Here is an 11,534-nt window from a genome sequence, read left to right as displayed (position 1 = left end):
TAAAATAATCAAAATTTGTATTTATAAAACGACGGCTTACCTATAAAGTAACTTGTGTAAACCAAAGTCCAAATATACGAATATTAATTTTCGGGCTTTCGGAAAGGCCGCGTATTTTTAAATTATAGAAAGATAAATTTAGAAGTATAATTTTCAGCCCCACTTATTACTTTCAGAATAAATACCCCAGAACCGGTATCATTTTTTTGAATACTAATTAATCTACTCGGAGAGTCTTTAAAGCTTTTTGTTTGGATAATTTTCCCATCCGCACTATATATTACAAGCTCAATATTTTTGTAATCATTAACCAAGACCTGCACATCAATTTTGTCTAAACCAGAAGGGTTATTGATGATTTTGACAGAAAGTTCGGATGCAGAGGGTAAGCTAAACTTAGAGTTTTCGATTAGTCTTTTTCGTCTTGCACTTAGCTCTAAAACAGCTCTAACGCGATTTTTTTGGTCTGAAGTGAATATATTCATGCATGAGTCTATTGTGTAATCTAAGTAGTTTTCTATCATGTTCTGGGTTTTAGTGCCCCCACAAGTTGAAAATACGGGTCTACAATTTAGCGTATTGTTTCCTTTTTCAGCTCTAGGTGTGTCAGCACAATAATCATCACCACAGAATTCGTCTCCCCATGTGTGAAGGAGACCTAGCCAATGCCCAATTTCGTGAGTTAAAGTTCGGCCGTAGCTATAAGAGCCTGTAGTAGCAGTTCCAGTTTGGCTACCAAATACACTGTGTTCAATAAATACTCCGTCTATTTTTTCGTCTACGTCGTCGTAGTCTAGTCCGTCTATTTTAGCTCCAGGAAATTGCCCATAGCCTAAGTAAGAGTTTTTTAGACTCGTAACCCAAATGTTCAAGTATTTATTTGAATCCCAATAAGACAAGCTTGAGAGTAATTCTAAATCTTCAAAAACATCAAAACTTAGTTTGCTGTTATACACCCTATTTATTCCAGATGAAATATTCCCTTTTGGGTCAGTAGTGGCAAGGTAAAACTCAATCTGCATGTCGGCACCTACCGGAGAATTGTTATACCCAAGTGTACCTATTTTCCGGCGGTAGTCTTCATTTAATACCCGAATTTGAGATATTATTTGTTCATCTGAAATGTTGCTGTCGTCTTGACCTCCAGTTGGGTTAGGTGAAGTTGAATGGTGAATGACATGTACTACAATTGGGATTTTTAGTACCTCGTTCTCAAAACTAGGTCTTCCTCCTTTTTTAAGATAAAATTCTTCAATTTTTTGTTGTAGCTCATTGACTTTATTTCTGCCGTATTTAGCAGGCATATCGTCTAAAGCACAGCGTTTGGGAGTTTGCCCGTATGACCAGAAACTTATTAATAGTAAAACTAAAATTTTATTGCTCAGCTTTTTCATACGCATCAAGTATCTCTATCACGAGTGGGTGTCTTACTACGTCTTTTCCATCAAGTTCAATAAACTTAATTCCTTTAATGGCATGTAGTTTTTTCACCGCATCTTCTAAACCCGATTTTTGGTTTTTGGGTAAATCTACTTGAGAACGGTCACCGGTAATAATTATTTTAGAGCTAGGTCCCATTCGCGTCAAAAACATCTTTATCTGCATGGGCGTAGTATTCTGAGCTTCATCTAAGAGTATAAAGGCGTTGTCGAGGGTTCTTCCTCTCATATATGCCAATGGGGCTATCTCAATCGTATTTTTCTCTAAAAATGACTTTAACTTTTCTGAAGAAATCATATCTTCCAAAGCATCATAAATAGGCCTTAAATAGGGATCTATTTTTTCTTTTAAGTCACCCGGCAAAAAACCAAGATTCTCACCTGCTTCTACTGCTGGACGCGTGATTATTATCTTTTTAATAGTTTTTTCTTTGAGAGCTTTTACTGCCAAAGCTACCGCGGTGTAGGTTTTACCGGTTCCGGCAGGTCCTATCGCAAAAACGATGTCATGCTTCTCAGAGGCTTCTACGAGGCGTTTTTGATTGGGTGTTTTGGCTTTTACGATAAGACCTTTGTTGCCATGTACAATTACATCTTTGTCGTAAATGATGTCTTCTATGTCATTTTTTTCGCCTTGAATGTAGTTTTTGACATTATCTACGCTCAGATTGCCAAATTTTTCGAAGTGACTTGTAAGGTTATCAAACAGAATGGTAATTTCGTCAATATCTTTTTCAGGTCCTTTTAGGTGAATTTCGTCACCTCTAGAGATTATTTTGCTTTTTGGGTATGCTCTAGCTACTTCTTTGATATTTCCATTTTGCATTCCTAAGAACTCTGTTAATGGAAACAGCTCCAACTTCAATGTCTTTTCAGTCAAATTTTCTCTGATTTATTATTTCTGTAAATTTTAAAAAAATTATTCACAATTTTAGCATTTTTTCCACAAAAAAAACGTATTTATTTTATAAATGATTGATAAATAAATGGTTCTATTTTTTTAACAAAATATGTAATTTAGGTATTGGTTTTTTTATTCCTAGTTTTGTATTTGAATTAACCAATTAAGAAAAAAAAGGCTTTGAGTGAATCTATAAATATAAGTTTGTCTAATGAGACCCTCGCTAATCAGCGTGGAAAAATAGCACCTCAAACTCCTGAGATGGAAGAGGCGGTTTTAGGTGCTATTCTCATTGACAAAGATGCATTTCAAGCTGTGTCAGAAACGCTCGTAGTCAGTAGTTTTTACATTGAAGCCCATCAAATTATCTTTGCCACCATCATTGAGCTTAGTTCTGAATCAGAAACTGTAGATTCCCTTAATGTAATCAGAAGACTTCGTAAAAATGGTTTGATTCAAAAAGCTGGAGGAGCCAAATACATAGCTGCATTGGGTAGCAAAGTTAATTCTTCTGCCAATATTGAATATCACGCCATGGCTATTGCCCAAATGGCCGTAAAGCGAGACATGATACGTGTAGCCAATGAAATATTGGAATCAAGTTTTGAAGAATCAAAAGATATTTTTGAGCTACTTAACCTCACCGAACAATCGTTTTTCTCTATTTCTGAAAAAAACATCAAGAAAAATTATTCTGACGCAAATACAATTATGCGTTTAACTATTGATGAATTAGAAAATAAAAAAGAGAATAATAAAGACGGTTTAACTGGTATTCCGAGTGGATTTACAGATTTAGATAGGTTAACTGGCGGTTGGCAAAAAACAGAATTAACGATTATTGCAGCTAGACCTGGTATGGGTAAAACCGCTTTTGTAGTTTCGTCTATGCGAAATGCCGCTGTGGATCATGATATACCGATTGCTATATTTTCATTAGAGATGTCAGCTACTCAGTTGATGCTCAGGATGATATCTGCAGAAGCAGAAATAGACAGTGAAAAACTCCGTAAAGGAACCATGGAAGGCCACGAATGGGAGCAGCTTCACCACAGAATAGAGCGACTTTCTAAATCTAATATATTTATTGATGATACGCCCGCTCTGTCTATTTTGGAATTAAGAGCCAAATGTAGACGTCTAAAAGCTCAGCATGACATTCAGATGGTTATCATTGATTACCTTCAGCTAATGACTGGTGACGATGGTTCAGGTGTAGCTGGAAGTAGAGAGCAAGAGATTGCGGCGATATCACGTTCATTAAAAAACCTTGCAAAGGAACTTGAGGTGCCTGTTTTGGCTCTTTCTCAGTTAAGTAGAGCCGTGGAAACCCGTGGTGGAGACAAGCGTCCCCAACTGTCAGATTTAAGAGAATCTGGTTCGATAGAGCAAGATGCCGATATGGTAATGTTTTTGTATAGACCAGAGTATTACAAAATTACCGAAGATGAACTTGGTAATTCTACTGAGGGTATGGGTGAGGTTATTATAGCCAAAAACCGTGCAGGTACTATAGAAAATATCAAACTTCAGTTTATTGGTAAATACACCAAGTTTGCCGATTTGGGTAGTCATACAAATTATGAAGCTAAAAACCCAAATGCTTCCTTCCAAAACTTTTCTGCTAATACAGGTTTTAGCCATTTTGAAAATCAAAATGTAGACCCTGGATTTAAAACTTTTAGTAGCAAAGCCAATCCAGAGTCTCCCAAACCGAAAGAAGACGATACTGAGGAGTATCCATTCTAATTAAACATTAAAGTTTTTCAAAATCCAGCCCCCTCCTATTACATCGTTTCCTTCATAGAAAACCGATGCTTGCCCTGGTGCGATGGCTGAAACTGACTCGTCAAATATTATTTCAATTTTATCCGGCCCAATTTGCTTCACCATAGATGAAGTGCCGGGGTCTTTGTATCTAACTTTGGTTACTGCCGAAATTCCCATTTCGGGTATCGACGCGTATTTTTGTAAATTAAGTTTTCCTACATGCATGGCGTTTTTCATTAAGTAGGCTTCTGTACCTAAAATTACCTCATTGGTGTCTTTTCTAATTTCTGTAACAAAAACTGGATAGCCAAGAGCAATACCCAAGCCTTTACGCTGGCCAATGGTATAAAAAGGATAACCTTCGTGTTTTCCAACTATTTGACCATTTTCAAGAACAAAATTGCCGCCTTTTACTCTTTCTTCAAGACCATCCACTCTTCTTTTTAGGAAACCTCGGTAATCATTATCGGGTACAAAACAGATTTCGTATGATTCAGATTTGTTTACTAAATCATAGAATCCTCGCTCTACCGCCATTTCTCTGATTTCAGCCTTTGTCAAATCCCCCAGTGGTAATAAAGTCCTCGAAAGGCTCTCTTGGGAAACTCCCCAAAGCACATAGCTTTGGTCTTTTGTAGTGTCTTTTCCTTTAGATATAATGTGTCTGCCGTTTTCTTCTCTAATTTTGGCGTAGTGACCTGTTGCTATAAAATCACAATCTAGGTTATCTGCTCTCCTCAAAAGTGCATCCCATTTGATGTGTGTGTTACATAATACACATGGGTTTGGGGTTCGGCCTTCTAGGTATTCTCCTGTGAAGTGATCGATCACATAATCGCCAAACTCTGACCTGATATCTAATATATAATGTGGGAAGCCTAAATCAACCGCAATATTTCTAGCGTCGTTTATCGAGTCTAGACTGCAGCAGCCTGTTTCTTTTTTATTTCCTCCTGACGAGGCGTAGTCCCATGTTTTCATGGTCATACCTATTACTTCGTATCCTTCTTCGTGTAGCAATACCGCTGCAAGTGAGCTGTCTATACCGCCGCTCATAGCTACTAAAACTCTTCCTTTTTTACTCATTTCGTCACTGCAAGGGTTCAAGGCCCTTCGTTTAATATTTAAAAATTTTTACAAAAATAGCTAACAATGGTAACTATCTTTTGGTTCTTGGTTATTTTTACGAAAAAAAAGAATTTATGCTTTCTAAAAAAGTACTAGTAAAAAGTATTACAAATTTGTCTGAGGCGAGATATTGTGCAGGAATGATGGTGGATTTTATCTCATTTGATTTTAATCCTGACAGTGAGGCTTTTGTTAAAAAAGAACATTTTGAAGAAATAAGAAATTGGTTAAGTGGTGTAAAAATCTTAGGTTTATTTGATAGTCTAGATGCTGCAGAAGTGCAAAACCTTATAGAAGAGAAGAGTCTCGATGGTTTTATTTTTCAAGATTTTCAAGAAGGTCTGATTTCGCAAGTAGAGGCAGATATAAAGATGTTTGAAATTAAACTCTCCGAAATTTCGGATAAGTCGGTCTCGGGAGTAGACAACATAATTGTGTATTCGGACCAAAAAATAGAAAAATTGCCGGAGTTGCATCCTAATATATTGGTTGGTTATGATTTTGACAATTTAGACGCTTTCATTAATTCCGAAATTGGTTTCGCTTTTTATGGCAGCAAAGAGCTTAGACCCGGATTTAGCACTTACGATGAGCTTATGGATTGTTTAGAAAAGTTAGATGATTGATAATCTAACATTTTTTAACATTTAAATTCGAAGTATTCATCCGCATTTATTTCCATTCATGTAGTTTGCATAACATAGTACTTCATAATAATATAGTTTTGAATCAAAATAAAGCTATTATTAAAATGAATAAAAGAATGTATCGAATCAAAGATGAAAATCGCATGTTGGGGGGTGTTTGTAGTGGATTTGCCCAATATTTAAATGTAGATGTAACACTGGTAAGGATAGCAAGTGTTGTATTATTTTTTACTCCTATCCCTGTTTTTTTTATTTATCTAATTTTATGGGCTGTTTTGCCCGTAACTTATAGTTCTTTAGTCACAGAGTTTTCAAATTCAGAATATCAAACAGCAAATCAAAATTTTAAACCAATTAATAATATGAGCAACCACAATAGAAACGGAAATATGATAGGAGGACTTATTCTTATCATTTTGGGAGCAATCTTCTCTTTTAAGACGTTTTTTGATATAAATCTTTTCTCTTATATGAAAAACCTTTGGCCTTTGATTTTAATAGGTTTGGGTGTTTGGATTATTATAAAAGATAAAGACGATGATCTTAATGGAGGTAACTCGGATGTGAAGAATCCAACGGGTACCAATTATTAATCTTTAATAAAAGAGAATTATGAGAAATAGAGGTAACGTTTTTGGTGGGGCCATTTTGGTGGTCCTTGGAATAATATTTTTGGGTGTATCAAACGATTGGTTCGATATCGACTTTTCGATGAGGGAAATTGCCAAATATTGGCCCGTAATGATAATTTTGGCTGGGGTGGCTGTTCTTTTTAATGAAAGAAAAACGATTTACAATCCTACAACTGCACTTTTAGTGGCGTTTGCGATACCGATGGGTATTTATCATGCATCTAATAAAGCCATTGATGAGTTTAAAGATGATGTAAATGAAGATTTGAATTTTGAATGGAATGACGATTCTGACGATGACGAAAGCTACAGTAGCTCGAGTGATTCTTCAAGTCGTGGAAATTTCGAACAGAATTTTCAGGTTGATTACAATTCAGCTGTAAAAGAAGCAAGATTAGAAATAGGTGGTGGTGCTGCTGAGTTTCACTTAGACGAAGCTGACGCTGCTCATGTTTTCCAAGCTGATACCAAGATTTTTGGAAATAGTTTTAAACTTGAAGATGAAGTAAAAGACGATGTTCATGAGATCAATTTTAATATGCGTTCTAAAAATAATTCGAGTATTAAAATGGCCAAAGGAAAAGGGAATGACGTTTATTTAAAACTAAACAAGAAGCCAATTTGGGACTTGGAACTTAAAATAGGTGCAGGTAACTTGGATTTTGACTTAAGCGATTACAAAGTAAAAAATCTAGAAGTAAAAACTGGAGCCGCTGAGATCGACCTTAAAGTTGGTTCTCTTGTAAAAGAAACGGCTATTGATGTAGAAAGTGGCGTTGCCAAAATCAAAATTAAAGTACCAAAGTCAAGTGCATGTGAAATAGTTCTTGATGGAGCCTTAAACGCTAAAGACTTTAATGGTTTTGATAAACAAAGCTCAGGAAGGTATAAATCAGATAATTTTGATACGGCTACTAACAAAATCACCATCAAAATAAAAAGCGGCCTTTCGGCAGTGACTGTTGACAGATATTAATTAGACTATAGAAGTTTAGTTTTAAAAGATTGACTTTAGAAATAAGGTCAATCTTTGTATTTTAAGGCCTTTACAGGATTGATTTTTTGAATAAACCACGTAGGAATAATCAATACTAAAAGCACGGCCATGAATATTCCGATATTGATTAAAACCGCAACTTTAAAATCCCATTCAATGGGCACAAAGCTCATGTAATAGTTAGCGGCATCTAATTTTATAAAATGAAATTTGGCTTGTAAAAAACAAAGTCCAAAACCAATAATATTTCCCCATATCATGCCTCTAATGATTATTTTGGAGCCATTTATCAAGAATATGTTTTGAATTTTACGGTTACTAGTTCCGATAGATTTTAAAAGACCAACCATAGGTGTTCTTTCCATAATCATAATCAGTAACACAGAAATCATGTTAAATGCAGCTACCACCAAAATAAGCACGATAACCATCAAAATATTTCGATCTAAGAGGTTAAACCAATCGAAAAACTGCGGTAATATTTCCGTGATTTTCAAAACTTGAAATTCTACCGGAATCTGATCCAAAAGCTGTTCTTTTAAAATGTCCAATTTACTTAAGTCATTTATAAAAACTTCCAAATGACCGTATTGTCCTTCGTTCCAGCCGTTTATTTTTTGAATTAATTTCAAATCGCCCAAAACATAAACTTGGTCAAGTTCCTCTACATTGGTGTCATAAATACCCACAATTTTTAGTTTTCTAGCTCTAGGTGGATCTTGAATAAAATATACCAAAAGGTCATCGTTGAGTTTTAGGTTTAAATCTTTTTTGATTTTTTCACTTATAATTACCTCGTTTTTTATCTCATCTTTATCGAGATTAAGTTTTCTGCCAGCTATAATATTGGTTTCAAATTCGCTCCAATCGTAATTTTCATCAACTCCTTTGAGCACTACTCCCGATATTTCTTCTTCTGATTTTAAGATTATAGATTTTTGCCCTACCTTATTTATAGATTTAATTTCTGGGTTATTCTCTATTTTTTTTAAAAACGGCAAATTATTAGGCATGCTCGCTTCTTCAAACGAACGATTAAGTGTAATTTTGCTTATCTGAATGTGTGATGAAATACCAAAGAGCTTTTGCTTTATGGTATTTTTGAACCCAAACAAAACAAAAAATGAAATAAGTAGCACAGAAATAGAAATAGCAATACTTGCTACTCCAATTTTGATTATTAGTGAAGAGAATGTTTGGTTCTTGGTGTTCTTAATTTTTTCAGCTAAAAAAAAAGTTATATTCATATGAAATTGGCAATTTTAGGCTTTCTACTTGTCTCTTGTAGTTTTTCTACAAAAAGATTGACTGAAGAAAAGCCGAATGCAGATACAAAGGTAATTGTTGGGGCCGAAAACCTTAGCGAATATTTGGATTTGATATCAAATAAAAAAGTGGGCTTGGTGGTTAATCATACTTCTATGACTAAAAAAGGTCATTTGGTTGATTTTTTGCACAATAAAAAGATAAATATAGAGGCTATTTTTGCTCCTGAGCATGGCTTTAGGGGCGAAGCAAGTGCAGGAGATTTGATTTCTAATTCGAAAGATAAAAATACGGGAGCTCCTATTTACTCACTTTATGGGAAAAATAAAAAACCAACTCAAAGTCAACTTAAAGGGCTTGATGTGGTAGTTTTTGATATTCAAGACGTAGGAGTCAGGTTTTATACCTACATAAGTACTTTGTTTTATGTGCAACAAGCTTGTGCCGAGAACGGAATCAAACTTATAGTCTTAGATCGCCCAAATCCCAACGGACATTATGTGGCCGGTCCAGTTTTAGACATGGCATATACTTCTTTTGTGGGCATTGCTCCTATTCCTGTAGTTTATGGCCTTACTATTGGTGAACTTGCAGGGCTTTATAACGGCGAAGGTTATCTTGGAAAAGAGCTTATTTGTGACTTGACTGTTATTAAAAATAAGAACTACAAACACAAAACCCCTTATGATTTACCAATAAAACCTTCGCCCAATCTCCCAAACTATACTTCTATTTTGCTGTATCCGAGTCTGTGTTTGATGGAGCCAACTCAAATTAGTGTGGGAAGGGGTACCGACAAGCAGTTTCAAATTTTAGGTGGGCCAGATTCACATTTGGGAGAATTTTTGTTTACACCTAAAGATATGCCGGGTGCCGAAAATCCCGTTAATGAAGGTAAATTGTGTTATGGTGATGATTATAGTCAAGTAGATGCCTATCAAAAACCATTTAGTTTAGAGTTTATTTGTAAGTTTTATCATAATTTTACGGATCAATCTACTTTTTTTACAAACAAGAAGTTTTTTAACCTATTGATTGGTAACGATTGGGTAATAAAAGATATAGAAGCTGGGTTGTCAGCAAATGAGATTGAGAAAAAATGGCAGGCAGATTTAGAGAAATTTAAAATAACGAGAAAGAAATATTTACTATACGAATAACAAATTATGACCGAAGAAATTCTAATTATAGATTTTGGATCACAATATACGCAACTGATTGCGAGAAGAGTGAGAGAACTTAATGTGTATTGTGAGATCCATCCTTTTCACAATGTACCCGAAATAGGAGAAAACATAAAAGGGGTGATTTTGTCAGGAAGTCCGTGTTCTGTAAGAGATGAAGACTCACCAAACATTGATATGTCGGCTTTTAGAGGTAAAATTCCGGTTTTAGGTATTTGTTACGGAGCACAGTTATTAGCTAGCAAAAACGGTGGTGAAGTAAAAGCTTCCAATACTAGGGAATACGGTAGAGCTAAATTAGCTGAATTTGACAAAGAAAATCCATTGTTTAAAGATGTGGTTTTAAATTCTCAGGTGTGGATGTCTCACGGAGATACCATCACCCAAATGCCTACAAATTCCAAAATTACGGCGAGTACAAGCTCAGTAAAAGTAGCTGGGTTTTCATTTGAAAACGAGCCTACTCATGCTATTCAGTTTCACCCTGAGGTAACACACTCAGACGAAGGAGTTAAAATCCTTAAGAATTTTGTGGTTGGCATTTGTGGATGTTCGCAAACTTACACTGCAGAATCTTTCGTGGAATCTAGTGTAGCTGAGCTAAAAGCACAATTAGGTGATGATAAGGTAGTCTTGGGCCTATCGGGTGGAGTAGATTCATCAGTAGCTGCAATGTTGATTCACAAGGCAATCGGTAAAAACTTGTATTGTATTTTTGTTGATAATGGTTTATTGAGAAAAGATGAGTTTGAGGATGTTTTGGAATCTTATAAAGGTCTTGGTCTTAATGTAACTGGAGTTAACGCAAAGCAGCGTTTTTACGATGCTCTTAAAGGGTTAAGCGATCCTGAACTAAAGAGAAAGGCAATAGGGAAAACTTTCATTGAGGTTTTTGATGATGAGGCCCATAAAATTCAGGATGTAAAATGGTTAGCTCAAGGTACTATTTATCCTGATATTATTGAGTCAGTTTCGGTAAAAGGACCATCTGTGACTATCAAGTCGCACCACAATGTGGGTGGTTTGCCTGACTATATGAAGCTAAAAATTGTAGAGCCGCTAAAATTATTATTTAAAGACGGTGTTAGAATAGTGGGTGCTTCATTGGATATGCCCCAAAACATTTTATCAAGACACCCATTCCCTGGTCCAGGTTTGGGAATCAGAATTTTGGGAGATGTAACGCCTGAGAAAGTATCAATTCTACAAGAAGTAGATGCAATTTTTATCAATGGCTTAAAAGAACATGGTCTATATGACGATACTTGGCAAGCGGGTGCCATGTTGCTTCCTGTACAAAGTGTTGGAGTTATGGGCGATGAAAGAACTTATGAGTCTGTAGTGGCTTTAAGGGCGGTTACCAGTGTTGATGGAATGACAGCAGACTGGGCACACTTACCGTATGAGTTTTTAGGAGAAATTTCTAACAGAATAATTAACAAAGTAAAAGGTGTAAATAGAGTGGTTTATGACATCAGCTCAAAGCCACCTGCAACTATTGAGTGGGAATAAAACCTCATTTTCAGACATAAAAAAAGGATAATCGTAAGATTGTCCTTTTTTTGATTAT

At 35.5% G+C, this 11,534-nt stretch carries 10 protein-coding genes; 6 read left to right on the top strand and 4 right to left on the bottom strand.

The window, feature by feature from the left end:
• Positions 1-122 precede the first annotated feature (122 nt).
• Both ACFOOI_RS04180 and ACFOOI_RS04175 read right to left on the bottom strand, forming a co-directional pair.
• Positions 123-1,394 carry a M43 family zinc metalloprotease gene (locus tag ACFOOI_RS04180; RefSeq protein WP_379835421.1) on the bottom strand — a complete coding sequence of 424 codons (1,272 nt, stop codon included), beginning with the start codon at positions 1,392-1,394 and terminating at the stop codon, positions 123-125.
• On the bottom strand, positions 1,375-2,319 hold the full coding sequence (locus tag ACFOOI_RS04175) for a PhoH family protein (protein WP_379835419.1): 945 nt from the start codon (positions 2,317-2,319) through the stop codon (positions 1,375-1,377). The genes ACFOOI_RS04180 and ACFOOI_RS04175 overlap by 20 nt, the downstream gene beginning before the upstream one ends.
• A gap of 201 nt (positions 2,320-2,520) precedes the next feature.
• Between ACFOOI_RS04175 and dnaB the strand changes: the two genes are divergently transcribed.
• On the top strand, positions 2,521-4,089 hold the full coding sequence (gene dnaB, locus ACFOOI_RS04170; RefSeq protein ID WP_379835417.1) for a replicative DNA helicase: 1,569 nt from the start codon (positions 2,521-2,523) through the stop codon (positions 4,087-4,089).
• Here the strand turns inward: dnaB and mnmA are convergent, their stop codons facing one another.
• Positions 4,090-5,196 carry a tRNA 2-thiouridine(34) synthase MnmA gene (mnmA, locus tag ACFOOI_RS04165; RefSeq protein WP_379835415.1) on the bottom strand — a complete coding sequence of 369 codons (1,107 nt, stop codon included), beginning with the start codon at positions 5,194-5,196 and terminating at the stop codon, positions 4,090-4,092.
• Positions 5,197-5,312: 116 nt separating this feature from the next.
• Between mnmA and ACFOOI_RS04160 the strand changes: the two genes are divergently transcribed.
• From ACFOOI_RS04160 to ACFOOI_RS04150, 3 genes are all read left to right on the top strand, one after another.
• Positions 5,313-5,864, top strand: a complete 552-nt coding sequence (locus ACFOOI_RS04160; protein WP_379835413.1) for a hypothetical protein — start codon at positions 5,313-5,315, stop codon at positions 5,862-5,864.
• A 98-nt stretch (positions 5,865-5,962) separates the two neighbouring features.
• The gene (locus ACFOOI_RS04155; protein WP_379835411.1) at positions 5,963-6,478 is read left to right on the top strand and encodes a PspC domain-containing protein; all 516 of its coding nucleotides are present in this window, start codon (positions 5,963-5,965) and stop codon (positions 6,476-6,478) included.
• Positions 6,479-6,497: 19 nt separating this feature from the next.
• The gene (locus ACFOOI_RS04150; protein WP_379835409.1) at positions 6,498-7,493 is read left to right on the top strand and encodes a LiaI-LiaF-like domain-containing protein; all 996 of its coding nucleotides are present in this window, start codon (positions 6,498-6,500) and stop codon (positions 7,491-7,493) included.
• 47 nt (positions 7,494-7,540) lie between these two features.
• Here the strand turns inward: ACFOOI_RS04150 and ACFOOI_RS04145 are convergent, their stop codons facing one another.
• A complete protein-coding gene (locus ACFOOI_RS04145) occupies positions 7,541-8,761 on the bottom strand; it encodes an ABC transporter permease (protein WP_379835407.1) in 1,221 nt (406 codons plus the stop codon).
• On the opposite strand from ACFOOI_RS04145, the gene ACFOOI_RS04140 reads away from it, so the two are divergent.
• Together ACFOOI_RS04140 and guaA are read left to right on the top strand one after the other, a co-directional pair.
• Positions 8,762-9,940: an exo-beta-N-acetylmuramidase NamZ family protein gene (locus ACFOOI_RS04140; RefSeq protein WP_379835405.1), complete on the top strand. Its 1,179-nt coding sequence runs from the start codon at positions 8,762-8,764 to the stop codon at positions 9,938-9,940. It abuts the gene before it with no gap.
• A gap of 6 nt (positions 9,941-9,946) precedes the next feature.
• A complete protein-coding gene (gene guaA / locus ACFOOI_RS04135) occupies positions 9,947-11,476 on the top strand; it encodes a glutamine-hydrolyzing GMP synthase (protein ID WP_379835403.1) in 1,530 nt (509 codons plus the stop codon).
• The last annotated feature ends 58 nt before the right edge of the window (positions 11,477-11,534 follow it).

The organism is Lacihabitans lacunae, from assembly GCF_042649125.1.
GTDB classification, from domain to species: Bacteria; Bacteroidota; Bacteroidia; order Cytophagales; family Spirosomataceae; genus Leadbetterella; species Leadbetterella lacunae.
This window is presented reverse-complemented; position numbering and strand designations above follow the sequence as displayed.